26 protein-coding genes are annotated in these 24,250 nt (G+C 64.4%); 9 read left to right on the top strand and 17 right to left on the bottom strand.

Annotation, left to right across the window (positions count from 1 at the left end):
* Positions 1–12 precede the first annotated feature (12 nt).
* Entirely contained in the window at positions 13–1,476 is a 1,464-nt protein-coding gene (locus tag C8C89_RS16245) for an efflux transporter outer membrane subunit (RefSeq protein ID WP_133991040.1), read from the top strand.
* 14 nt (positions 1,477–1,490) lie between these two features.
* On the opposite strand, the gene C8C89_RS16240 is transcribed toward C8C89_RS16245, so the two are convergent.
* From C8C89_RS16240 to C8C89_RS16215, 6 genes are all read right to left on the bottom strand, one after another.
* A complete protein-coding gene (locus C8C89_RS16240) occupies positions 1,491–2,591 on the bottom strand; it encodes a porin (RefSeq protein ID WP_133991038.1) in 1,101 nt (366 codons plus the stop codon).
* 24 nt (positions 2,592–2,615) lie between these two features.
* Entirely contained in the window at positions 2,616–3,260 is a 645-nt protein-coding gene (gene maiA / locus C8C89_RS16235) for a maleylacetoacetate isomerase (RefSeq protein WP_133991036.1), read from the bottom strand.
* Positions 3,257–4,618, bottom strand: coding sequence for an aromatic acid/H+ symport family MFS transporter (locus C8C89_RS16230; RefSeq protein ID WP_133991034.1), 1,362 nt, complete (start codon positions 4,616–4,618; stop codon positions 3,257–3,259). Before C8C89_RS16230 ends, maiA begins: the two co-directional genes overlap by 4 nt.
* A 67-nt stretch (positions 4,619–4,685) precedes the next feature.
* Entirely contained in the window at positions 4,686–5,393 is a 708-nt protein-coding gene (locus C8C89_RS16225; RefSeq protein WP_133991032.1) for a fumarylacetoacetate hydrolase family protein, read from the bottom strand.
* Between the two features lie 21 nt (positions 5,394–5,414).
* Complete coding sequence (gene gtdA / locus C8C89_RS16220) at positions 5,415–6,467, bottom strand: gentisate 1,2-dioxygenase (RefSeq protein WP_133991030.1); 1,053 nt, start codon at positions 6,465–6,467, stop codon at positions 5,415–5,417.
* Complete coding sequence (locus C8C89_RS16215; protein ID WP_133991028.1) at positions 6,464–7,678, bottom strand: 3-hydroxybenzoate 6-monooxygenase; 1,215 nt, start codon at positions 7,676–7,678, stop codon at positions 6,464–6,466. The genes gtdA and C8C89_RS16215 overlap by 4 nt, the downstream gene beginning before the upstream one ends.
* Positions 7,679–7,830: 152 nt before the next feature.
* Here C8C89_RS16215 and C8C89_RS16210 point away from each other — a divergent pair, with 152 nt between their 5' ends.
* The 5 genes from C8C89_RS16210 (at position 7,831) to C8C89_RS16190 (ending at position 11,086) form a co-directional block, all read left to right on the top strand.
* A complete protein-coding gene (locus C8C89_RS16210) occupies positions 7,831–8,751 on the top strand; it encodes a LysR family transcriptional regulator (protein ID WP_101481547.1) in 921 nt (306 codons plus the stop codon).
* 45 nt (positions 8,752–8,796) lie between these two features.
* On the top strand, positions 8,797–9,252 hold the full coding sequence (locus C8C89_RS16205; RefSeq protein WP_133991025.1) for a GNAT family N-acetyltransferase: 456 nt from the start codon (positions 8,797–8,799) through the stop codon (positions 9,250–9,252).
* 179 nt (positions 9,253–9,431) lie between these two features.
* On the top strand, positions 9,432–9,719 hold the full coding sequence (locus C8C89_RS16200) for a putative quinol monooxygenase (protein WP_133991023.1): 288 nt from the start codon (positions 9,432–9,434) through the stop codon (positions 9,717–9,719).
* Between the two features lie 66 nt (positions 9,720–9,785).
* Positions 9,786–10,352, top strand: a complete 567-nt coding sequence (locus tag C8C89_RS16195) for a hypothetical protein (protein WP_133991021.1) — start codon at positions 9,786–9,788, stop codon at positions 10,350–10,352.
* Positions 10,349–11,086: a hypothetical protein gene (locus C8C89_RS16190; protein ID WP_133991019.1), complete on the top strand. Its 738-nt coding sequence runs from the start codon at positions 10,349–10,351 to the stop codon at positions 11,084–11,086. Before C8C89_RS16195 ends, C8C89_RS16190 begins: the two co-directional genes overlap by 4 nt.
* A 25-nt stretch (positions 11,087–11,111) precedes the next feature.
* Here the strand turns inward: C8C89_RS16190 and C8C89_RS16185 are convergent, their stop codons facing one another.
* The 7 genes from C8C89_RS16185 to alkB all read right to left on the bottom strand — a co-directional run bounded on the left by C8C89_RS16185 (position 11,112) and on the right by alkB (position 18,666).
* The gene (locus tag C8C89_RS16185) at positions 11,112–12,653 is read right to left on the bottom strand and encodes a cryptochrome/photolyase family protein (RefSeq protein ID WP_133991017.1); all 1,542 of its coding nucleotides are present in this window, start codon (positions 12,651–12,653) and stop codon (positions 11,112–11,114) included.
* A 42-nt stretch (positions 12,654–12,695) separates the two neighbouring features.
* Positions 12,696–15,173, bottom strand: a complete 2,478-nt coding sequence (locus tag C8C89_RS16180) for a transglycosylase domain-containing protein (protein ID WP_133991015.1) — start codon at positions 15,171–15,173, stop codon at positions 12,696–12,698.
* A gap of 299 nt (positions 15,174–15,472) precedes the next feature.
* Positions 15,473–15,868: a hypothetical protein gene (locus C8C89_RS16175; RefSeq protein ID WP_133991013.1), complete on the bottom strand. Its 396-nt coding sequence runs from the start codon at positions 15,866–15,868 to the stop codon at positions 15,473–15,475.
* A complete protein-coding gene (gene blaOXA / locus C8C89_RS16170) occupies positions 15,865–16,683 on the bottom strand; it encodes a class D beta-lactamase (RefSeq protein WP_133991011.1) in 819 nt (272 codons plus the stop codon). The genes C8C89_RS16175 and blaOXA overlap by 4 nt, the downstream gene beginning before the upstream one ends.
* 101 nt (positions 16,684–16,784) lie before the next feature.
* Positions 16,785–16,952 carry a hypothetical protein gene (locus C8C89_RS27025; RefSeq protein WP_166674764.1) on the bottom strand — a complete coding sequence of 56 codons (168 nt, stop codon included), beginning with the start codon at positions 16,950–16,952 and terminating at the stop codon, positions 16,785–16,787.
* A 33-nt stretch (positions 16,953–16,985) separates the two neighbouring features.
* Positions 16,986–17,897 (bottom strand): GTP cyclohydrolase FolE2, encoded by a 912-nt coding sequence (gene folE2 / locus C8C89_RS16165; RefSeq protein WP_166674763.1) that lies wholly within the window; start codon positions 17,895–17,897, stop codon positions 16,986–16,988.
* A gap of 106 nt (positions 17,898–18,003) precedes the next feature.
* A complete protein-coding gene (alkB, locus tag C8C89_RS16160; RefSeq protein ID WP_133991009.1) occupies positions 18,004–18,666 on the bottom strand; it encodes a DNA oxidative demethylase AlkB in 663 nt (220 codons plus the stop codon).
* Positions 18,667–18,760: 94 nt separating this feature from the next.
* On the opposite strand from alkB, the gene C8C89_RS16155 reads away from it, so the two are divergent.
* The gene (locus C8C89_RS16155; RefSeq protein ID WP_133991007.1) at positions 18,761–19,243 is read left to right on the top strand and encodes a heme-degrading domain-containing protein; all 483 of its coding nucleotides are present in this window, start codon (positions 18,761–18,763) and stop codon (positions 19,241–19,243) included.
* Here the strand turns inward: C8C89_RS16155 and C8C89_RS16150 are convergent, their stop codons facing one another.
* The 3 genes from C8C89_RS16150 to C8C89_RS16140 are packed head-to-tail and all read right to left on the bottom strand — an operon-like array spanning position 19,244 to position 21,412.
* Entirely contained in the window at positions 19,244–19,936 is a 693-nt protein-coding gene (locus tag C8C89_RS16150; RefSeq protein WP_133991005.1) for an amino acid racemase, read from the bottom strand. It abuts the gene before it with no gap.
* 17 nt (positions 19,937–19,953) lie between these two features.
* Positions 19,954–20,709 carry an SDR family oxidoreductase gene (locus tag C8C89_RS16145; protein WP_101484576.1) on the bottom strand — a complete coding sequence of 252 codons (756 nt, stop codon included), beginning with the start codon at positions 20,707–20,709 and terminating at the stop codon, positions 19,954–19,956.
* Positions 20,684–21,412 (bottom strand): GntR family transcriptional regulator, encoded by a 729-nt coding sequence (locus C8C89_RS16140; RefSeq protein WP_101481558.1) that lies wholly within the window; start codon positions 21,410–21,412, stop codon positions 20,684–20,686. Before C8C89_RS16140 ends, C8C89_RS16145 begins: the two co-directional genes overlap by 26 nt.
* A gap of 145 nt (positions 21,413–21,557) precedes the next feature.
* On the opposite strand from C8C89_RS16140, the gene C8C89_RS16135 reads away from it, so the two are divergent.
* Positions 21,558–22,010, top strand: a complete 453-nt coding sequence (locus C8C89_RS16135; protein ID WP_208327707.1) for a thioesterase family protein — start codon at positions 21,558–21,560, stop codon at positions 22,008–22,010.
* Here C8C89_RS16135 and C8C89_RS16130 read toward each other — a convergent pair.
* A complete protein-coding gene (locus tag C8C89_RS16130) occupies positions 22,007–22,690 on the bottom strand; it encodes a YoaK family protein (protein ID WP_101481559.1) in 684 nt (227 codons plus the stop codon). The two genes, C8C89_RS16135 and C8C89_RS16130, sit on opposite strands and share 4 nt — an antisense overlap.
* 189 nt (positions 22,691–22,879) lie before the next feature.
* Here C8C89_RS16130 and C8C89_RS16125 point away from each other — a divergent pair, with 189 nt between their 5' ends.
* A complete protein-coding gene (locus tag C8C89_RS16125; RefSeq protein WP_133991003.1) occupies positions 22,880–24,244 on the top strand; it encodes an amino acid permease in 1,365 nt (454 codons plus the stop codon).
* The last annotated feature ends 6 nt before the right edge of the window (positions 24,245–24,250 follow it).

Below are 24,250 nucleotides of genomic sequence, written 5' to 3'. Positions count from 1 at the left end.
AGGACAATCCCTATGCCCATCCCAGCCCTTCTGCGCCTCCCCTTCGTGCTGTGTGCCGCCGGCCTGGCCGCGGGCTGCACCGCCGGTGCCGATTACCACCGGCCCGCACTGCCGCAAGCGGCGCAGTATCTGCACCAGTCGGCAGTCGGCTTGCGCCAGAACGCCGATACAGCCGAACTGCAGCAGTGGTGGACGGCGTTTGGCGATCCGTACCTGACTCGCCTGGTGACGCTGGCACTGGCGCAAAACCTCGACCTGGCGCAGGCTGCAGCCAGGGTGCACCAGGCGCGCGCAGTGCTTGGCGCGGCCGATGCCGCATTGCTGCCCTCGGCCAATCTCGAAGGCCAGACCGCGCGCGCCTATCAATCGGTGCAGACGCCACTGGGCAAGGTGCTCGATGCCACGCCCGGGTTCGCGCGCGCCGGCAGCGCGCACGAAGTCAACCTGGAAGCGTCATGGGAACTCGACCTGTTCGGCGGCCTGCGCCGCGAACGCGAAGCGGCGCGCGCCGACTACGAGGCGACGGCAGCGGGATGGGCGGCAGCGCGCCTGGCCGTGGCGGCACAGACGGCAGACTTGTACTTGACCATCCAGGGCCTGCAAACGCGGCGCGATCTGGCACGCAAGCAGGTCGACACCCAGGCGGCGGCGCAGGACATCGCGACGCTGTTGTACGGCAAGGGGCTGGTGAACGAGCCGACGCTGCGGCAAGCCGAGGCGGCACTGTCGCAGGCGCGCGCGGCCATGCCGGGCCTGGAAACGGCGCGCGAAGTGGCACTGCATGCGCTCGACGTGATGCTGGGCGCGGCGCCCGGCACCCATGGCCACGAACTGCCCGCCAGCGGCATCATCGCGGTCGCGCCACGCATCACGGCCGGGGGTACGCCAGGCGACCTGCTGCGGCGCAGGCCCGACCTGATCGTGGCCGAGCGGCGCCTGGCCGCAGCGAGCGCGCGCACCGGCGCGCAAGTGGCCGAATACTATCCAAAACTGAGCCTGGGCGGCCTGCTCGGCAGCACCACCGCCGGCGGCTCCCTGTTTGCCAGCGGGTCCGGCCAGGCTGCGGGCGTACTCGGCATGCGCTGGCGCCTGTTCGATTTCGGCCGCATCGCTGCGCAGATCGACGCCGCCCGGGGCCAGGAAGCCGAGTTACTGGCGGCCTATCGGCTGGCCGTGCTGCGTGCCGCGGAAGACGTGGAGAATGCCTGTTCGGCACTGCTCGGGTACGAACAGCAGGCAGGCCTGCTGGCGCAAAGCGTCGATGCGCTGCAGCGCGCGCGTGCCTCTGCACTGGCGGTCTTTCACAAGGGAGCGATCAGCCGCCACGATGTGCTGCAGGCCGACGCCCAGCTGTTGCGGGCCGAGGATGCGCACGCGCAGGCGCAAACGGCCGCCGCACGTGCAGCGGTCGCCACCTACAAGGCACTGGGCGGCGGCTGGCAGGCGCCAGCGCCTGCGGCCCTTGCTGCGCGTTAAAGCCGGGACAGCGCTCAGAAAAAGTGGCGCATCCCCGCCATCACGCCATTCTGCGTGCGGCCCGCGCCCACGGTGCCGCCCGCGTCCAGCGCCACGGCGGCAGCGCCATCGTTGTCCATGCGGCCGATGGCGCTGTAGACGGCCGTGCGCTTGGACAGGTGATACGTCAGGCGCACGGTGGCCAGGGTGGCATCGTTGGGACTGTGCTTGACGGCCAGCCTCGCGATTTGCCCGTCGAGGACCAGCGCGGGGGCGACCGGCCAGGCGGCGCCGACATACAGCAGTTGCGAGTCGACTTGCCCCGTGGCGGCGCGGATGGTACGGTCAATGATGCCGCCGCCGATTTTCAGCTTGTCAGCCATGGCGTAGGCGCTGGCGATCACGCGGCGGTCGAAGTTGCGGCTCGATGTGAGGCCGTTGGCCGCGCCCGCATTGCCGTACATGATGTCGTACGACGCCGTGGCGCCGTAGCGGCCTGTGTCATAGCCCAGCAAGGCAGTGATTTGGCGGCAGGCCTTTGCATTGCCCGCCACTTCGCCCGCACAGCCCGTGGCCGCCGGCCCGCCCGCTGCCGAGGCATCGCGCCCCAGGCTGTAGGTGGCGCCCACCGTCACGTCGGAAAACGTGCCCAGGTAGCCGATGGCGTTGTCGCTGCGCGCATTCGGCAGGTACAGATCAAGGCTGCTGATGGAAAACAGGGCCGGGCCCATGATGTCGGACTTTTGCGTGGCCCAGAACGACATATTCATTTGCCGCCCCAGCATCACGCTGCCATAGCGCCCCTTCAAGCCCACGTATGACTGGCGGCCGAACAATCTCCCGCCCTGCCCCGCGATGCCCGTATCGACGCCGAAGCCCGATTCCAGCGCAAAGATCGCTTGCAAGCCGCCGCCCAGGTCTTCCACGCCCTTCAAGCCGAAGCGCGATGGCAATGAACCCGTCAAGGTGGGTATCTTGGTGACGCTGTCGCCGGCCGCGTTGGCATTCGTCGTGTAGGCCACAGAGCTGTCGAGCACTCCGTACAGGGTGACGCTGCTTTGCGCGTGGGCGCTGGTGCTCACGCCGTGGGCGCACGCGCCCAGCAGCGCCATGGTGATGGCGTTGATTTTTCTCATGCTTGTCTCCGTTTTTTGTGGTTTTTATTCTGCGTCTGGCTGCACATCGGGGTGCGCCTGCTGAAAAGCCGGCAGCGCCTCGCAATGCGCGACGATGCGCAGGATCGTCGGATACGGCGCCAGGTCGCACTTGAATCGCAGCGCGTTGTATACCTGCGGCACCAGGCAGCAGTCGGCCAGTGTCGGCGTGTCGCCATGGCAGAACATGCCCGTATGTGCGCTGCTCGCCAGCTCCGCTTCCAGCGCGGCCAGGCCCAGATGGGTCCAGTGCTGGTACCACGCATTCTTCTGTTCCTGCGACAGGGCCAAGGGCCCCGTCAGGTAATTGAGCACGCGCAGGTTGTTCAGCGGGTGGATGTCGCAGGCGCAGACCATGGCCAGCTGGCGCACGCGGGCGCGGCCCGGCGCGTCGGCCGGCAGCAGTTTTTGCCCCGCCCGTGTCTCGTCCAGGTATTCGATAATGGCCAGCGATTGCGTCAGCACGGCGCCGCCGTCCTCCAGCACGGGCAGCAGCTGCTGCGGGTTAAGGCTGGAAAACGCCGGCGTGAACTGCTCGCCGCCATTGCGGCTCAGGTGCACATAGGCCGTATCGGCGTGGAGGTTCTTCAGGTTCAGCGCGATGCGCACGCGGTAAGAGGCGGAGCTGCGGTAATAGCCATGCAATTTCATACGGTGCTTTCAGTCAGGGTAGCTGGAACGGCGGCAGAGCGATTCCGGACGCGCATCAAACGGCCCATGGCCAGCAGCGCCAGGGACGCCAGCACGGCCGGGATGGCCAGCAGGAAGAAGATGGTTTCGTTATCGAGTTTCAGGGTCAGCATCAGGCCACCGGCCATGGAGCCCAGCACGGAGCCGCTGCGGCCCACGGCGGCGGCCCAACTGACGCCTGTGGCGCGGCTTGACGTGGGGTAGAACGCGGCGGCCAGCGCATTGGCACCCACTTGCGAACCGCTGACGCCAAAGCCCACGCCGAAGACGGCCAGCACCAGCAAGGCGAGGCTGCTGCCCGACAGGGCCACGACGACGATGCAGCCGGCGGCCGCCAGGTAGGCGATGCTCAGCACTTTATGGGGGCTATAGCGGTCCATCCAGCGGCCCAGCAGGATGGCGCCCACCGTGCCGCCCACCTGGAACATCACCGTCACCAGAGAGGCGTTAGACAGGGACAGGCCATTGCCGTTAAGCAAAGTCGGCATCCAGCTAGAGAGCAAATAGATGATGAGCAGGCTCATGAAGAACGTGGACCACAGCAGCAAGGTGCCACCAATCACGCCGGGACGGAACAGTTCCGCCATGGGGGAGCCGGCGAGTTTTTTGTCGCTGACCACGAGGCGCGGCAAGGCGGCCAAGGCGGGCGCGATGCGGCGCACGATGTTCAACACCTGGCTACCGTCGCGTCCTTTCAATACCAGCCAGCGCAGGGACTCGGGCAGCGCCAGCAGCAGCACAGGCACCAGCAGCAGGGGCAAGGCACCGCCCAGCATCAGCACCCCGCGCCAGCCGATCAGGTGCAGCAGCTGCGCCGAAGCCAGGCCGCCCAGCGCGGAACCGATGGTAAAGCCGCAGAACATCATGGTCACGAGGCCGGAACGGCGCTGCTGCGGGCAGTATTCGGACGTCAAGGTCACCGACGTCGGCATGGCGCCGCCCAGGCCCAGCCCCGTGAGGAAGCGCAACACCAGCAGCATCGTCAGATCCGTCGACCAGGCCGACAGCAGGCTGGCCGCGCCGAAGAAGGCGACGGACACGATCAGCACAGGACGGCGGCCGTAGCGGTCCGCCAGGGGACCGAATAAAAATGAGCCAGCCATCAGGCCAAACAGCCCGGCGCCGAACAGGGGCGCCAGCGCGGCGGGGGTCAAACCCCATTCGGCGCGGATGGCAGGCGCGATGAAGCCGATCGAGGCCGTGTCGAAGCCGTCGATGGCGACGATCAAAAAGCATAGCCAGAGAATCAGCTTCTGGTAGCGGGAAAACGGGTGACTGTCGAGGAAGTGCTGGACGTCGGTGCTGGCATTGCTGTTCATGCTGTCTCCATTCTTGTTGGTGGCATTACCGGGCTGCGCGATCTGTGCCGCGCTGGCCCGGGGATGTTTATTGCACGGCGACGGTGATCGGCGTCAAGCCGGCGATGCGCGCCTCCATGGTTTGCCCGCTGGTAACGGCACCCACGCCTTCGGGCGTGCCCGTCATGATGATGTCGCCCGGCTGCAGCTCGAACAGGGTCGACAGATTGGCAATGACTTCATTGACGGACCAGATCAGGTGAGTGAGGTCGCTCGTCTGCACGACCTTGCCGTCCACTTCCAGCACAATGGCACCCGTGGTGATCTCGCCGGACGCGGCGATGGGCGTGAGCGCGCCAATGGGGGCAGAATAGTCGAATGCCTTGCCGATTTCCCACGGGCGCCCCTGTTCGCGCATGCGCATCTGCAGGTCGCGCCGCGTCATGTCCAGGCCCACGCCATAGCCGAAGATGTGCGACGGCGCATCCTCCAGGGCGATATTGCTGCCGCCTTTGCCGATAGCGACCACCAGTTCGATTTCATGGTGGTAATTCGACGTCTGCGCCGGATATGGCACGGTGGCCGTCACGCCGGGCGGCACGGGCACGACGGACTTGTCGTCGTTCGGCTTGCAAAAAAAGAAAGGCGGTTCGCGGTCCGGGTCAAAACCCATTTCGCGCGCATGGGCGGCGTAATTGCGGCCCACGCAATAGATGCGGCGCACGGGAAACTGGCTATCGGTGCCGACGATGGGCAGGCCGGCGATGGCTTGGGGGGCGAAGATGAAGTTGGTCATGTCAAAGTCCTGTCTGAAAAATCAATCGGTCAAAAACTGCTCGCGCAGCACGCCCATCGCTTGCTGCACGGGGCGGTCGGAAAAACTGAACAGCACCACGTCTTCCTGCGGGCAATCGAAGGAAACGGCGGCCCATGAAGGCACGACGAAGGTGTCGCGCGGGGCGAAGTCGAATAGCTGCTCGCCTATCGTCACCTTGCCGCGGCCTTCGACCACGCTGTAGACAGTGCCGTCCGTGCTGCGCGCGCGCTTGCCCGCAAACCCTTTGGGCAGCAATTGCATGAAGGTGGCCATGGTCGGCATGGGCGAGCCACCCGTCAGGGGGTTCACATATTTGAGCTTGTAGCCGTGCCAGCAGTCGATGGCGTCCGTGCGCGACAACAGGTCCAGCGCTTCGCGCGAGCGGGCATACGGGTAGTTGAAGATGGGCGACGTGGCGCCCTCGTGCAGCCGCTTCACGGGCGCCATGTTGTAGCCGTAGCGGGCGAAGCTCTGGCCTTCCGGGCGGGTGACGGTCTGGCTGTCTTCCGTGTCGTTTTCCGCGAAACCGGAATCGAAATAGCGAAGCATGGGAATGTCGAGGCCATCGAGCCAAACGACAGGCTCGCAGACGCCATCCACACCCAGGTTGCCATGATCATGCCAGGTCCACGAGGGAGTAATGATGAAGTCCCCCGGATGCATGGTGGTGCGCTCGCCCGCCACGGTCGTGTAGGCGCCCTGCCCGCTCACGACAAAGCGCAGCGCCGACTGGCTGTGACGGTGCGACGGCGCCACTTCTCCGGGCAAAATCAGCTGCAAGCCCGCGTACAGCGATTGCGTAATCGAGGAGCGGCCCGGCAAGGCCGGGTTTTCCAGCACGAGGACGCGGCGCACGGCTTCGTGGGCCGTAATCACCTCTCCGGCGCGCGCCAGCTGCGGCGCGATGTCGGCATAGCGCCACAGGGCGGGAGCATACGGCGCCGTCGGATGGGGCGGCACCAGGGTGTGCAAGGATTGCCACAGCGGCGACAGATGCATGCCGCTCAGGGCTTCATATAAAGCCTCGCGTTCGGGCGTTTGATGGGAAGTCATGCTGCGTCCTTCTCGGTGGTGGCCAGGCAGGTTTGCGCCGTCCAGCCATACAGCCAGGCCAGCGCCTCATAGAATTGCGCGGGCGTGCGGCCGCGCCACAGGTCGTTACGCACCAGGCGTTCGACGCCTTTGGCGTGATACAGACGGCCCATTTCGCGCGCCGACAGCACGACGCGCGCGGTGCGGGCGATGCGCGAGGTTTGATACAGCTGGAAGGCGGCGGCCATGTCGAAATCGCAGGCGCGCACGGCCTCGCCCAGGGTCACGGCATCTTCCAGCGCCATGCAGGCGCCCTGCGCCAGGTATTGCAGCATCGGGTGGGCCGAGTCGCCCAGCAAGGTCATGCGCTTCGTGCTCCAGTTGGCGACGGGGTCGCGGTCGGCCGTGCTCCAGCGTTTCCACGAGGTGGGCTTGTGCAGCAGCTGGCGCGGCTGCGCGTGGACGCCGTCGAAGTAGGACAGCACTTCTTCCTTGCTGCCGTCCTTGACGCTCCACGCTTCCTGATCGCGGCTGTGGAAGGTCACTACCAGGTTGTATTGCTCTCCATTGCGCAGCGGGTAATGCACGAGGTGGCAGTTCGGCCCGGCCCAGACGACGGGCGCGTTCCAGCGCAAATCGGCAGGCATGTCGGTGGCCGGCACCACGGCGCGGTAAACCACGTGGCCGGAGACGCGCACCGCATCGCCCACGATACGCTCGCGGATCACGGACTTGACGCCGTCGCAGCCGATCAGTACATCGGCGCGGAAGCTGCGTCCCGCCGCATCGACCACGGTGACGCCCGTGTCGTCTTCCGTCACGTCCCTCACCTGCGACGACGTCACGAACGTGATCAGCGGCGAGGTGCGCACCGCGTCGAGGATGGCGCCGTGGATGTCGGCCCGGTGGATAACTGCGTAGGGATTGCTGAAGCGTTCACGGAAGGCCGCATCGACGACAAAAGTGCCTACCTCGGTCGCGTCGACGGCATCCATCATCACCAGGCGTTCCGTGAAGACGGCCTTGGCACGCGTGCGTTCTCCCACGCCCAGCGCGTCCAGCGCGGCGAAGGCGTTGGGCGCCAGCTGGATGCCGGCGCCGATCTCGCCCAGGGTCGATGCCTGTTCCAGCACGGTGACGGCCAGCCCCAGGCGCGACAGGGACAGGGCGGCGGCCATGCCGCCAATGCCGCCGCCGACGATCAAGACCGACGGTTTGTGGGAAGCTTCCATTTCTTTCCTCCAATTGATCTGTGTGCTTGCGCGATGCACGTTTGACGTGCTCTTGGTATGACAAGCAGTGTGCCGACAGCTCAATATTTGGTAAAGCGATGGAATACAATAGCAACAATCAGGTTTTTAAATAATGATAGGAAGGCTAACCCATGTCGCGCTTCGATATCGAACTGCTGTTCATCTTTGACGAGATCTATAAAAGCCGCAATGTGACGCGCGCGGCGGAAAACCTGGGCTTGCCGCAGTCGACCGTGAGCATTGGCCTGGGCAAGCTGCGCACGCATTTCGGCGACCGACTGTTCGCGCGCACCTCGAAAGGCATGGAGCCGACACCGCGCGCGCAAAACGCCGTGCAGGACGTACGCGCCGCAATTGCCGCCTGGCAGCACGCACTGGCCGACCAGCCCGTGTTCGACCCGGCCGCCAGCACGCGCGAATTTGCCATCTGCATGACGGACATCAGCGAAATCGTGCTGCTCCCCACGCTGCTTAACCATCTGCAGCAGATCGGGCCTGGCATCACCCTGGACGTGTCAAAGATCGCCACCGACACGCCCGAGCGCCTGGAAGGAGGCGAAGTGGACCTGGCCGTGGGCTTCATGCCGCACCTGGAATCGGGGTTTTATCAGCAGAAGCTGTTCGACCAGCACTTTGTCTGCCTGGTATCCAGCAGCCACCCGCGCATCCGCGACAGCATCACCGTGGAACAATTCCTGCAGGAGGGGCATATCGAAGTGAAAAGCTCGGGCACGGGACATTCCATCGTGGAAAAGGTCCTGGCGGCGGCTGGCGTGCAGCGGCGCATCGTGCTGAAACTGCCCAGCTTCCTCGGTGTATCGCGCATCGTCGCCGAAACCCAGTACATCGTCACGGTACCTTACCGCTACGCGCTGCAAATGCAGGACCACGAAGCGTTCCGCATCCTGCCCCTGCCCGTGGCGCTGCCCAGCTTTTCAGTCAAGCAGCACTGGCACGAGCGCTACCATGAAGATGCATCGAACCGCTGGCTGCGCCAGACGATGGCGCAGCTGTTTGGGGCTGGCGACGCCACAACCTTGCCTATCGGATAATTTTTCCGCATACTGCCACACCTAGCCTTTTCACTGCCTTCCACTATGCCCATCAGCCTGCGTGCCGTCACCGCCGACAATTTTGACATCATCAGCGAACTGCCTTTGCTGCCACAGCAGCGCGACTATTTGGCCAGCAACGACTATTCCATCGCGCAAGCGAGTTTCCATCCCGCCACCATGCATACGCGCGCCGTGTATGACGATGAGGAGGTGATCGGTTTCCTGATGTTCGTCTCGCCCGACGACGACGATCCGCCCGGCCACTACCAGATCTGGCGCTTCATGATCGATCACCGGCGCCAGGGACAAGGCCATGGCCGGGCCGCCCTCGCCCTGGCGCTGGCGGAAATCCGCACGCGACCGGATGCGCGCAGCATCGAAATCTGCTACAAGCCTGGTAATTCCAACGCGAAACAGTTCTATGCGAGCATGGGTTTCGTGGAAAAAGGCATGGATGCCGATGACAATGACATGCTGGCCGTCATTGATCTGGCCTAACTGAGCTGACCTTCGGGGAAGGCATGCGCTGGGAAATGCCGCCGATCATGCGGCGTAGGTGTAGCTTGATTGTCTGGCTGCGGCGGAAACTGTTTCGGCGCAGCCAGACTGGGCATGGCAGGCAAGAAAGGGCAAGATGCGCTAAGCTGCATCCGCCCCATCACTTAACAAGGACCACCATGACCCTGATCGTCGTCGCCACCATCGATGCCCAAGCTGACCATATCGACGCCGTGCGCGCCGCCCTGGAAGCAGTCGTACCGCCCAGCCGCGCGGAAAGCGCCTGCCTGCGCTACGAGTTGCACATCGACAACAAGATTCCCACGCGCTTCATCATGCTGGAAGAATGGGCCGACCAGGCGGCGCTGACGGCGCATTATGCGACGCCCCACTTCAATACGCTGGTCGCCGCCGTGGGCGACAAGGTCGTCAAGATCGACGTGGCTGAGTTGAGCAAGCTGAAATAAGGGCAAGCGCGTGGCCATAAAGAAATGTTGCCATCTATAATATGGCAACTATTCCTTATGGCCATCATGACACCATTTTCCAAGATACGCGGCGCCGCAGCGGCAGCCGCCTTGACTCTCTGCACCGGCGCCTCGGCGCAAGCGCCCATGCCCAAGCTCGCGGGCGAGTACAACTTGCTCTCCTCGACGACAGTGCCGCCCAGTACCTGGGGCTATTCCAAGGCCCGTGTTTCAATCAAGCAGCTCGACGACCGTCACCTGCTGATCCTGCTCGCCTGCGAATGGAAACGCGAACCGAAGGCCGTCTGCGGCGATTATTTCTATGCCCAGTGGCGCGACGAGGGCCTGTACCTGCAGGATATGAACACCTTCGCCATGCGCCTGTATTTCGATCCCGCCTCGCGCAAGCTCACCATCATTTCGCGCGGCGCCGACGCCAAGCAGAGCGTGCGGCACGAGGTCTTCGGCACGACGACCGCGCCGCTGGTCGACACCGCCCTCGTGCGGCGCATGAAGCGCGAGCAATCGAATGCAGACAGCAAGGAAAACCGGCGCGTGTTCGGGCCCTACACCAAGTGGGACTACCAGGAAAACCGCATCGAATTCCAGCGCCAGGACTTGACGGCACCATGATGTCGCGCCTGATCCAGCCCATGCGGCGCCAGCTGCTGCGCCTTGCCGGCGCCCTGCTGTGCTCTCCCATGCTTGCGCGTGCGGCCGATGACGGCCTGCCCGTCGCCGTGCGCCAGCGCATCCTGTCCACCCTCGACTCTCCGCTGCCCAAGGTGCTCAATGTGCACCATCTGGCGCTGATACGGCGCTTCAACATCGGCTGGTCGCCCGTGGAAAGCGGCGCGCCCATGCTCAATCCGGCCTACCCGCTGGGCAAAGGCGATACCCTGGCGCTGGCCATGCAAGCCATCGCCAGCAAGGATGCGGCGCTGGCCGCGCAGCGCCTGATGGAAGCGTCGCAAATGCTGCCCCACTTCGTGCACATGGCCGATCTGAAACCGGGCAGCTATGCCAACGGCAAGGCGCCCTTCGTCCTGACCGGACAACATGTGACATTGCTGCGGCAGCAGTCATGGATGTCTCTGGAAATGCTGGGCATGGGCGCGGCCGAGGATTACCTGGCCGAGGGCTACTGGCCCACCCCGTCCGTCGACGGCAAGCGCCCGTATGGCGACTTCACGAATTACCCGGTCGAGATGGCGCAAGCGCTGGGCCTGCCCGTGCGCCAGCAAGCGGACGGCAGCCTGGCCATCACGCCCGCGCTCCGGACGGAGCTGAAGGTGCTGCACCAGCAAACCATGCCTGCACTGCAAGTGTTCGTGCGGCAGGCGGGGTTGAGGCGCAATACGCTCTGAGCGTGCCGGGCCGGATTGCCCGGTTTTACAGGGAATCGAGCCTGGCCAGCATACTGGCCGCCTGCTGCCGGAAATCCGCTATCGTCGCCGCGTCCATTTTCTCCAGCTGGCGATACGCCATGCCTATGCGGGGATTGCGCTCCAGGGTGTCCGCGTTGCGATGAAAAAAATCCCAGTACAGGGCATTGAAGGGGCAGGCACGCTCGCCGATGCGCGCCTTTTTATCGTAATGGCAGCCTTTGCAATAATCGCCCATGCGGTCGATATAGGCGGCGCTGGAGACATATGGCTTGGTGGCCAGCAAGCCGCCATCGGCGAACTGGCTCATGCCGACGGTATTGGGCAACTCCACCCATTCGAAAGCATCGATATAAATACCCAGGTACCAGCCATGCACCCTGGCAGGATCCAGGCCGGCAAGCAGCGCGAAATTGCCGATCACCATCAGGCGCTGGATATGATGCGCGTGTGCCTGCTCCAGTGACTGGGTGATCGCCTGCGACAGGCAATGCATCTTCGTCTTGCCATCCCAGAACCACGAAGGCAGCGGGCGCGTGTGGCCAAAGAAGTTCTTCTCCGCATAGCCGGGCATATGCGCCCAGTAAACACCACGCACATACTCGCGCCATCCGAGTATCTGGCGGATGAACCCCTCCACCGCAGCCAGGGGCGCATGGCCGGCGTGATAAGCCGATTGTGCCCTCGCGACGACTTCGCGCGGCTTGAGCATTTTCACGTTCAGCGCGAACGACAGCAAAGAATGAAACAAGCGCCATGCCTTGCTGCTCATCGCATCCTGGAAATCGCCAAAATGCGGCAATGCATGGGCGATGAAGGCATCGAGCTGCTGCAGCGCTTCGTCCCGGTTCAGCGCCCATGGCAGCCGGTCGGCCTGGGGAGCGCCAAAGCTTTTCACGCCTGCGGCGACGATGGATTGCCATAATTGCCCATGATCGTGCAGCGTGCGCGGGTCTTGCGGCTCGGCGGGCGTACCGCGCCAGGGCTTGCGGTTATCGTGATCGAAGTTCCATTGGCCGCCCACGGGTTTTTTCGCGTCTTCCATCAGCACCTGGTGCGTGCTGCGCATCTGGCGATAGAAAAACTCCATCAGCCATTGCTTGCGTCCGGCAAAAATATCGGCCACCTCGTTGCGGGCCGTATAGAAATGGTCGCTGTCGACCATCAGCCAGGGGATGGTCGAGCGTCGTCCCGCCTGGTAGAGCTGCTGGTCAAGGCGCCATTCGTCCGGTGCCTGGTATTCGAAGGCGCCGGCGTCATAACGGGTAATCAGCGCTTCGATATTCTCCGGTATCGAGCGCGTGCTTGCCGCCTGGTCGATGGCGATGTAATGGACTGTGTGGCCGAGCTGGCGCAGCTGGCGCGCCAACTCCCGCATGGCTGCGAAGATCGCCAGGATTTTCTGCGCATGATGCAGCACGTAATCCGTTTCTTGCCGCACTTCCATCAGGACATAGATGGTGGCGTCATCGACTTCGGTGAACCAGCGATGCTGCGCATTGAGCTGGTCGCCGAGTATCAGGCGCAGTGTGGGCTTGTGTGAGGTCATGATTATTCTTTGCAATGGTTGAATTTGCCATGGCGGCGGCGCCTACCCTTGCGGCACCGGGACCGGGACCGGCACCGGCGCCGGAGCGGGTTGCGGTGCCGGGGATGGCGCCGGCTCCTGCACCGCCTTGCCATGCGACTCCTGTCCACCCTCGCCTTCGGCCGGCATGGCCAGCGGCGCTGGCGGCGCGCCTTCCTGCAGCAAGTTGCCCGGCTCTTCCACCGGCTCATCCTGTGGCTCCTCGACCACTTCCACATGGCGTAGCGGCGGTGGCGGCTTGCCGCCGGGGAAGATGGCGTCGCGCGACAGCTTGCCCGTATCGAGCGCCGTCTTGAAGAAGTCGCCCACCACCAGCACGGCGTTGTGGCCGCCCTGGCCCCAGTAATTGCTGCGCATGGTGACCCTGGCGTCATTGAAACCTACCCAGGCCCCGCCCACCAGTTCCGGATGCATCAGGATAAACCAGCCATCCGCATTGTTTTGCGTGGTGCCGCTCTTGCCAGCCACGTCGGAGCGGATGCCGAAGCGGCTGCGGATGGCCGTGCCCGTGCCGCGGTCGATCACGCCGCGCATCATGTCCGTCAGGGTGGCGGCCGATGCCGCCTGCATGGCGCGCGTGGGCTTGTCTTCGCCAAAACGGGCGATGACCGTCCCTTCGCGGTCTGTGATGTGCGTCACGACGAACGGCAGTCGCGCCTCGCCCTGGGCCGCGATGCTGGCGTAGGCGTTGACCATTTCCAGCAAGGTGACGGGACTGGTGCCCAGCGCCAGCGACGGCACTTTTTCCAGCTTGCTGTCGCGGATGCCCAGTGCGCGCGCCAGCTTGATGATAGGCGGCAAGCCGACATCCTGCATCACTTGCGCCGTGATGGTGTTTTTCGAGTAGACGAGACCGTCTCGCATGGTCATGTCGCGCCCCGTGGTGCCGCTCATGTCCGTGGGTCGCCATATCGTGCCGTCGGATGCCTTGATATCCATCACGGCATCGCGGTAGACGTGTTCGGGACTGAGGCCCTTTTCCAGCGCCGCGCCATACACGATAGGTTTAAAAGTGGAACCGGGCTGGCGTGCCGCCTGCGACACATGGTCGAATTGTTCGCGCGCAAAGTCGCGGCTGCCTACCCAGGCGCGCACGGCGCCCGTGGCCGGATCCATGGCCGCAAAGCCCGCTTCCAGGCGCGTCTTCGACTTGCGCAGGGCCGCCATGAAGGCGCGGTCGCCTTTCAGCTGCGCCAGCGCTGCCTCTGGCGTGCCGCCGGCGGCCGTCAGCTTGCGGTAGTCGCCCGACTCGCGCACGAAGGCGTCCAGCAGGGCCGGATGCGATTTCCAGAAGTAATCGAACGGCACGCTGCCGCCCTGCATGCCCGCATACATGCCCGTCGAGGTAGACGACGGCACCCCGGCGCGACTCCATTCCACGTCGGCAATGGCCTGCAAGGCGTTCGCCTGGCGCTCGACGGCGCGCTCGGCCGCCTGCTGCAAATCATGGTCGAGCGTGGTGTGCACCACCAGGCCATCGCGCTCCAGGTTGTAATCGTTCTCGTCAGCCCAGTCGATCAGCCACTTGCGCACATAGGCCGTGAAGTGGCTGTCCGACTGCGCCCGCTCGCTCTGGCGTTCGAAATGCAGGCGCAGCGGACGCTTGATCAACTGCTGGTAACGCGCTTCGTTGATAACATCATGTTTGCGCATCTGGCCCAGCACCACATTGCGCCGCTGCAGGGAACGCTCGGGATTGCCGACGGGATTGTAGTAATTCGTACCCTTGAGCATGCCGACCAGGGTGGCGCTTTCCAGGATGTCGAGGCGCGACGCGGGCTTGTCGAAATACGTACGGGCCGCCATTTCGATGCCGTAGGTGTTGTACAGAAAAGGTACCGTGTTCAGGTAGGCTTCCAGGATTTCCGTCTTGCTGTAGGTGGCCTCGATCTTCAGGGCGGTGATCAGCTCCTTCAGCTTGCGGTTCAGGTTGCGCGAGCGGCCAATTTCCTCGGGGAACATATTGCGCGCCAGCTGCTGCGTGATGGTGGAACCGCCCTGGGGGTTGCCCCCGGCCGTGTGCAGGATGGCGCCGGCCGTGCGCGTGAAGTCGATGCCGTGGTGTTCGTAGAAACGGTGGTCTTCCGTCGAGATCAATGCGCTGATCACGTTCGGCGAAATCTGCTTCAAGGTGACCCGCTCCTGCAAGCCCTGGTCGAAACGGCCCAATTCCTTGCCATCGGCGCTGACCATGGTGCTCGGTGCGGCCGCGCGCGCCTGGCGCAAGTCGTGGATGCTGGGCGTCAAGGGGACCAGCAGCAGCATGTACAGCGTCACCAAGCCCAGCACAGCCAGGAAAGACCATAGCCCCAGCACCAGCGCGCGTCGCACGGGCGGCAAGGTCATCAAGTGCGCGTGGCCGCGCCGGTACAGCGCCACCGCCTTGACCCACGCCAGCCCCGCCACGCGAACGACCTGCGCGCGCGCCTGTATCAACGCCTGCCGTGCTTTTTCCTGAAACTGCTCCATGCCTGATGCCATGCTTGTAACCTTGTCTGATGCCGGATGATCCGTTTCAGCAAGTATATAGGGCGGGCAATGTGGCGGGATGGAAATAAGTAAGCGGAAGTACGCAAGATGACAGGATTATTGCCAATACATAAAACAATCAGTTAATATCGGCTGGCACTCCCGCCACACTCCCTGATGGACGCCGCCATGCCAACTCTGTCTGCACGCCAGCAACTGCAAGCCATCTTCCTTGCCTCCTGCGGCTTTGCCGTGTTTTGTTTTGGTATCCGGCTCGGTTATCAACTGGTCCATCGGCTTCTCTCGGGGGCCTAAGCGAGACAGGCATCGAGCCGCGCCAAGGTGATGCCCACGTACTCGCCCACGCAGCGTGCGTCCCGCGTATAAAAAGCATCATCCACTAGCAGCAGGCCGCAGTCGCACACGACGGGGTCGACGCTGATCACCTCGCCCAGCGCCAGGTAGCGCCAGCCTTCGAGCCGCAGCAGGCGCTTTTCGCGGCCAGGATTGGCGCTGAAAATGCCGTCCCAGTCATCGCGCTCGCTGGCCATGGGCCACAGTTCGGCCTGGAACTGCGTGCCGGCGTCCATTTGCCCGCCGCCGAACTCGTCCATCACGTGCAGACGCTGGCCGCCCACCTCGATCACGGCTTCCAGATAGTCGCCCTCGGTCACAATGAAGGTGGCGGCAACGATGCTGGCCGTCACTTCTGCGCCTGCTCCAACAGGGCCGGCAACTCTTTCAGCATGGCGTCGCGCGTGCGCAGTCCCGCCGATGGCAGGCCTTTCTGCTCGTCCTGCACCAGGCGCGCGAAGACGATGCTGCGCTCGCCCTTGCTGGCCCAGCCCACGAACCAGCCATAGCCATGCGCTTCGTCAAAGCTGCCGTCGGCCTTGCGCGGGAAGGCCGCACCCGTCTTGCCATGCACTTGCCAGCCGCCCACGTCTGCCAGGCGCGTCAGGCGCTGCGTTTCCTGCATCGCCTGCTTGCTCACAGGCAACTGGTAATTGACCAGCTTGCGCAAGAAACCCAGCTGTTCCAATGGGGAAATTTTCAGCGAAGAGCTGATCCACGAGCGCTCCAGGCTATTGTCCTTGCCCGGGTCGCCCGAGACGTCCGCATTGCCATAGCGCAAAGCCCTGGCGTATTTCTGGAAGCGCTCGGCGCCCAGCGCCTGCGTGATCTGCTGCGAATACCAGACGACGGAATACTGCATCCAGCGCGACGGGTCCGTATCCTGGCGCCACGCTTCACCGCCCCAGTCCACATAGCCCTGGCGGTATGGCAAGCTGGGCTTGTGCTCATCCTTGAGGAAACCTGCGTCATAGCCCATCAGGCTGAGCGCGATCTTGAACGTGGAGGCAGGGGTAACGCGGTCGATGCAATTGCCTTCTTGCAGCAAGACGGCGCCCGTCCTGGCGTCGGCCATGGCGGTGCAGATGGTGGCGGCCTGGGCTTGCGAGACGGCCAGAGTGGCGCCTGTCAGGCCGAGGATGAACTGGAAAAATGCGCGATATTTCATGGGCCTCCGGGGTTGGGGGAGTAGAACAAAGCGAAATTGTACCGGGCAGCGCGGCGCGATGCCAGCGGCCATCGATCACCGTGGCCCTGTGACCCTGCAAACTAGCGCCCTGCCTGCGCGCCCGGTTGGCGTTCCCGCTTCAGGTGCTCCTCTTCCAGCTCGTCCATGCCCAGCTTTTCCTCGTCGATCAGCGCATGGTCGCGCCGTTCGCGCTCGAGTTCCTCTTCCAGGCTGGCTTCGCCAGGCTCCTGCGTGATTTTCTCCGGCATGCGGTCTTCCTCCACGGTGGTTGAGTGAAAAGCTCAGGCAAGCTGGCCTGCCTGTGCCACGGCATCGTGCGGATGCAGGCTTTCCATATGCTGTACGGTAACACGCGCCTGCGCATAAGGTGGTACAAGCGCCGCCTGCACGCGGCGGGCCGCGTCTTCCACATACATCAGATTAGCACCATTGAGGCGCGCGAAAGCCTGCTCGTCGGCCCGTTTCACGGCCGTCTGCAGCGGCGTCGCCAGCGCTGCCTCTACAAGGTCGATCAGGGGAAACAGGTTCAGCTCCGCCTGTTCCGTCAATGGCACGGTGACCGTCGCCGTGCTGCGCTGGCTGTGCGGCGTGGCCAGGCTGGCGTGCTCCCGCAGCCAGGCGCGGGCAGCAGCGGCGTCGACGCTTCCTCTGCCGAACTGCACCGCAAAGGCGTCGGCCAGCAACTGCCGCGCCAGCGCCGCCGAACATGGACAGGTCGACGAATAGCCGATCTCCACCGTCAGGGACAGGGCAAAGCCCTGCGGGGAGCAACTGGACTGCAGACGCACGGGATACGATTTCCAGCCCGACAGTCCCGCCGTCAACAGCGCCGGCTGCCGCCGCAGCACGGGGAAGGCCAGCGCCATGCGCGCCTGCGTGCTGCCGCAATCGGCGTGACTGTCCACCATGCGCCGCAACACGGCGGCCAGCGCGCCTGCATCGAGCGGCTGCGCGGCGGCAAACGCATCGAGCAGCAGATACAGGCGTGACATGTGGATGCCCTTGACGTGCGGGTCGGGCAAATCGACTTGCACGTCGGCCCAGGCATGCACTTGCTGCGCCTGCCCACCCTCCTCCAGCCACAGCGGCAAGGCGATGCCCTGCATGCCCACCCACTCCCGCGGCAAGGGGCTGCCCAGATGGGGACCGGCCGCCACGTCAGGCAGGGGCGAGGAAAGGCAAGTGCGCTTCATGGTGATGGCTCCATATGCAAACAAGTTGCATATGATGCAGAAAATCACCCTCTTTTGCAAGTTAATTGCATTACCGAAGCAGGTGCACGCACAGCCTGGCGTCAGCTCAGGCAGCCTTGCGAAACGTCAGATTGATGCGCTGCGCGCCCAGCAGCGCGTGTTCGCCCTCCTTCAGGGGCGCCACGCCATGGAAGCGCAGGCGGTCGGCGCCGCCCCACACCACCACGTCGCCATGCTGCAGGGCGATGCGCGCCGCCTTGTCACCGCGCTCGGCGCCGCCGAACAGGAAAGTGGCGGGCAAGCCCAGCGAGACCGAGACGATGGGCGCGTTGAAATCGCATTCATCGCGGTCCTGATGCAGGGCCATGCGCGCGCCAGGCGCATAGCGGTTGACCAGGCAGGCGTCGGGCGTGAAGCCCGGATAGCCGGCTGCCAGCGCCGCCTGCCGCGCCAGGCGCAGGAATACGGGCGGAATTGGCGGCCACGGAAGGCCGCTGGCCGGATCGAACCGCGCATAGCGGTAGCCGCGTCCATCCGTGATCCAGCCCAGGGGGCCACAATTACTCATGGCAACCGACATGCGCAAGCCCCCCGGCGTGGCCATGTGGCGCAGGGGCGCCGCCAGCACGATGGCGTCCAGCGCCGGCAGCACCTCGTCCAGGTAAGGCAGAGCGAAGCCGCGCAGCAGAACCGACGCGGACGTGCCGGGCACCAGCGGCGCCGGGCCGGCCTGGGCGTAGTCTTCATCGGCAAACAGGGACAGGTTCATGCAGCCTATTGTAGGCCTCACATGGAAAAAGCGCGCGCGCCTGGCCCATGGTGCGCTACAGTAGCGTTTCCAGCCACTACCACCCGCCACCACGATGGATCATTACGCCGATTTGCTGCACACCCTGGCGCAACAGGAAGAATCCCTGCAATTCGAACGCTTCGACAATGACGCCGCGCTGGCCGTGGGCCTGTGGATCGTCGAGGAAGTGCGCCGACGCGGCAAGGCCGTCACTGTCAACATCACGCGCAACGGTCAGATCCTCTTCCACCACGCCATGACGGGCGCCACGGCGGACCAGGCGGACTGGATACGCCGCAAGAACAATACGGTACAGCGCTTTTGCCGCAGCTCCTACTACATGGGTATCTCGTACAAGAGCCGCGGCAGCACCTTTGAAGACGTGAAATACCTCGATGACATCGAGTACGCGGGCCACGGCGGCGCCTTTCCCCTGTTGATACGCGGCGTGGGCCTGGTCGGCACGGTAACCGTCTCCGGCCTGGCGCAGGCCGACGACCACGCGCTGGTGGTGGCCGCGTTGCAGGCGCAGCTGGATACGCAGCTGACTCGGTAATCAGGCGGCCAGCGCCCTGCGCAAGGCCGCGCGCGCCAGCAGCCGCGTGGAGTCCAGGGTCGGCAGCGGCGAATTGGCATCGCTGATGATCAGCGGGATTTCCGTGCAGCCAAGGATGACGGCGTCGCAGCCCTGCTCCCCCAAGCCAGCGATGATGGCCTGGAAGCGTGCCACGCTGTCCGGTTTGACCACGCCCGGCACCAGTTCTTCCATGATGATGCGGTTGATCTCGCTGCGCGCATCCTCGTCGGGCCGCACGCAAGCGATGCCGTGCGCCGCCAGCATGTCCGGATACACGGCGCTGTCGACCAGCCAGCGCGTGCCCGTCAAACCGACTCGCTGGTAACCACGCGCAGCCGCTTCGGCGGCCACGACATCGGCGATATGCAGCCAGGGCAGCGGCGAATGGGGCGCCATCAGGGCAAACGCCTGGTGGATGGTGTTATCGGGGCAGATCAGGAAATCGGCGCCGGCGGCGGCCAGCTTGTGCGCCGACGCCAGCATCAGCCCGGCCACGCCGGCCAGGTCGCCCCCGTTCAGGCAATCCACATAGCGCGCCAGCGACGGCGTGTGCAGCGTCACTTCCGGGTGTTCATACGCGCCCAGCGCATGCGCGCCCTCTTCGCAAATCGTGCGGTAGCACAGGGCCGCGCCTTCGGCCGAGCAGCCGACGATGCCGATATGTTGTGTCATGTGCTCTTCCCTTTCAATTAAATGCGCTGGCCGCCGTCGATGGGAATTTCCGCGCCCGTGATGTACGAGGCGCGCTCGCTGCACAAAAACTCCACCAGGTCGGCCACTTCAGCCGTCGTGCCCAGGCGGCGCAGGGGAATTTGCGTATCGACGATGTGCGAGGTGCCGGGCGACAGGATCGCCGTGTCGATCTCGCCCGGTGCGATGGCGTTCACGCGCACGTTCAGCGGCGCCATGTCGTTGGCCATTTCGCGCGTCAGCGACGCCAGGGCCGCCTTCGAGCTGGCGTAGGCGGAGCCGGCGAACGGGTGCACGCGGTAGCCGGCAATCGAACACAGGTTCACGACAGAGCCGTGCGCGTTCGACAATTCCTGCGCAAAGCCGCGCGTCAGCGCCAGCGGGGCAAAGAAATTCGTGTTGTACATTTCCTGCCAGGTCTGCATGTCGGTGGTCAGCGAATTGACGCGCGAGCCGCCCGGCCCCTTCGGCGACACGCCCGCGTTGTTGACCAGCGCGTGCAGTTTCGAGTCGCCCAGCATGGGGCGCAGCGTATCGACCATCTGCCCGATCTGGCTCAGGTCCGACAAATCCATGCACACATGTGTGTTGTGCTCCTGGCTGCGCGGACAGCCGCCGGGAATCGGGCTGCGCGACACGGTGATGACCCTCCAGCCCAGGCTGCGGAAGCGTTCCGCGACGGCATGGCCGATGCCGCGGCTGGCGCCCGTGACGATGGCCGTTTTCTGTTCAATCTTGTGCTTGATATGCGTCATGTTCATCCTTGTCTTGTAGTGTTGCGCCGGCGTGGATGCGCTCCTGGCGCATGACATAGGCCAGCATTTGCGTGCCGCCGTCGAGAATGTCCTGTTCGATGGCGCGCCGCGCGGCCGCGCTGTCGCGCTGGCGCAGCGCGCTGATGATGGCGTGGTGATGACCGACACGCATGTCGGGCGAAAAGCTGGCGTAGCCGGCGGCAATCAGGGGCGCCGTTTGCATCCACAAATGGTCGACAAAGCGTTTCAAGGTCGGCATGCCGGCAGCTTGCGCCAGCGCCAGGTGAAACGCCTGGTTGCATTGCAGGGCCGCAGGCAGGTCGTGCCGCGCGATGGCGACTTCATTCGCTTGCAGCAGGCGTTCCAGGTCGGCCAGGGTGGCGCCGTCGATGCGCTGCGCCGCTTCAAACGCGCCCAGCCCTTCCAGTTCCAGGCGCAGCGCGCGGATTTCCAGGTAGCGCGCCACGCTGAGCACGGGCACGCGGAAGTCGCGCGGCGAGCGCAGCACCAATGCCTCTTCCTGCACCAGCTGCAGCATGGCGTCGCGCACGGGCGTGACGCTGGTGCCCAGCTGCAGCGCCAGCTCGCGGATGCGCAGCCGGTCATTCGGCTGGAAGCGCCCCGCCGCCAGCGCGTCGCGCAGCGTCGCATATACGGATTTTCCCAGATTGACGTGCACCAGGCTGTCCAGCGGAGAGTTCATGGGTATTTTGAGTAAGTGCTTTGAAATTGGCATTATGATGCATCATACATCAACATGAAAACAAGCGTTTTCCCATGCGTGCGCAAGAGACAGGAGGCGCCGCAAGAACGTACAATCAGCCGCCACCGTATCGAAAGGAGCGCACTTGAACTGGGACTATCCGCACGCCCACACCCTGCCCGTCATGCCCGTAGCGGCCGACATCGACGGGCTGCAGCATACGAACAATGCCGTCTACGTGCGCTGGTGCGAACATATTGCCTGGCATCACTCGGCCGCTCTGGGGCTGGATCTGGACGATTACCGGCGCCTGGACCGCGCCATGGCGATACGCCGCGGCGAATACGATTACCTGCTCCCCACCAGGATGGGTGAAGCGCTGACCCTGGCCACCTGGCTATGCGCCAGCGATGGCCGCTCCAGCATGGAACGGCGCTTCCAGCTGATCCGCGACAGCGACGGCGCCACCGTCGTGCGCGGACGCTGGGAATTGATCTGCATCGAACTGAGCAGCGGCCGCGCGCGCCGCCTGCCGCCCGAGTTTCTGGCCGTGTACGAACCTGCCATCGTCGCGGCGCGCCAACCGGCGCAGGATTAAGCGGTCAGGCGCGCCGGCTCCAGCGCGATCAGCACGAGCAAGATGCCCAGCGGCACGGCCAGCGCGGCAAAGCCCACGGCCAGGTAGGCAAAGGCGGCCAGGATGGCGCCCACGGCAAAACCCAGCAGGGGCCAGAAGAATTTGAGGCAGCGCTCGCGCGTGGCGCCATCAGCAGCGCCGCGCAGCACGTCGACCGTATCGATCACCAACTGCGTCACATTGCCTGTCATCATGGACGTGGGCGCCAGGTGCGCCAGCAGCAGCCGGCTGATGGCGCTATGCGCGCCCATGGCGGCCGCGCCGAACAGTCCTGCCGTCATGGCCAGCGCGCCCGGCTCCGCAGCCAGCGGTTCGGCCAGCACGCCAGACACCATGAAACCGAGCAGCAGCGCCAGCTCCAGCAGCAGCGTCAGGCGCAGCGCCGGTCCGCCGCGGCGCTCGGCCGCCACGCTCAAGAGCCGCGCCGCCGCCACGCCCAGAATAAACGCGGGAAACGCCAGCAGCTTGAGGGCGATCGAGGCATGCGTGGCGTTGGCCAGCGCCGCGCCGATCAGCACGAAGTTGCCCGTCACATGGGCAGTGAACAGGCCAAACAGGGCAACAAAGCCCAGGGTGTCGACATAGCCGGCCAAAAAGCCCAGGCTGATGCCTTGCAAACGGCTGCGCTGCGCAGGGTTCATACACGCTCCTTGAAATTTGCCATCATGATACCGTGCCGCGAGCGCAGCCTGCAGCGGTTTTACACGCCGTTCGGCGAAGTTGCGGGGCTTTTCTTGCGCCCCCGCAGTGCAACATGCATTTCGCTCCTGATTTGCACGCCCATGCTTTAGAATCAGCGACCTCAGCCCCGTAAAAACAGGATAAAACATATGACGGCAGTCGGGAATACCGAACCACAAGAGCTCAAGCGCGGCCTGAAAAGCCGTCACATCCAGCTCATCGCCCTGGGCGGCGCCATCGGCACCGGCCTGTTCCTGGGCATCGCGCAAACCATCAAGATGGCCGGCCCTTCAGTACTGCTGGGCTATGGCATCGCCGGCGTCATCGCCTTCCTGATCATGCGTCAGCTGGGCGAGATGGTGGTCGACGAACCCGTCGCCGGCTCCTTCAGCTATTTTGCCGACAAATACTGCGGCCACCTGCCCGGCTTCCTGTCGGGCTGGAATTACTGGGTACTGTATGTACTGGTCAGCATGGCCGAGCTGACGGCCGTCGGCATCTACGTGCAGTACTGGTGGCCGGGCGTGCCTACCTGGGTCTCGGCACTGATTTTCTTCTGCGCCATCAACGCCATCAGTTTGTTGAATGTCAAAGCCTTCGGCGAAATGGAATTCTGGTTCGCCATCATCAAGGTGGTCGCCATCATCGGCATGATCGTCTTCGGTGCTTACCTGCTCGCCTCCGGCGACGCGGGCCCGCAGGCTTCGGTGGCCAATCTGTGGCAGCACGGCGGCTTTTTTCCGAATGGCTGGCAAGGCCTGGTGATGGCCATGGCCGTCATCATGTTCTCGTTCGGCGGCCTGGAACTGGTGGGCATCACGGCGGCCGAGGCAGATGACCCGAGCACGACGATTCCGCGCGCCACCAACCAGGCCATCTACCGCATTTTGATTTTCTATATCGGCGCACTGGGCATTTTGCTGTCGCTGTACCCGTGGCAAAACGTCGTCACCGGCGGCAGCCCCTTCGTGCTGATCTTCCATGCGCTCGACAGCAACCTGGTGGCCACGGCCCTGAACGTGGTGGTGCTGACGGCCGCCCTCTCCGTCTACAACAGCGGCGTGTACTGCAACACGCGCATGCTGTTCGGCCTGGCCAAGCAAGGCAATGCGCCGCGCGCCCTGCTGCACCTGAACCGCCGCGGCGTGCCGCTGGCGGCGCTGGGCGTGTCGGCCCTGGCCACGGGCGCCTGCGTGGTGGTCAATTACTTCATGCCGGGCGAAGCGTTCGAAGTGCTGATGGGACTCGTGGTGTCGGCGCTGATCATCAACTGGGCCATGATCAGCTGGATCCATTTGCGCTTCCGCGCGCAGAAAAAGATCGAAGGCAAAACGACCTTGTTCCAGAGCCTGGGCTACCCGTTTACCAACTACCTGTGCCTGGTCTTCCTGGCCGGCATCCTGGTGATCATGTATCTGACGCCGGGCTTGCGCATCTCCGTCTACCTGATTCCCGTGTGGCTCGCCGCGCTGGGCGTCGGTTACTGGATCAAGCAAAGCAAGGCCAAGACGTAAGCTGTT

It is taken from the genome of Janthinobacterium sp. 75 (genome assembly GCF_004365495.1).
Taxonomy (GTDB): domain Bacteria; phylum Pseudomonadota; class Gammaproteobacteria; order Burkholderiales; family Burkholderiaceae_D; genus Janthinobacterium.
Note: the sequence above shows the minus strand (reverse complement) of the source record. Positions and strands in the feature narration are given on the sequence as shown.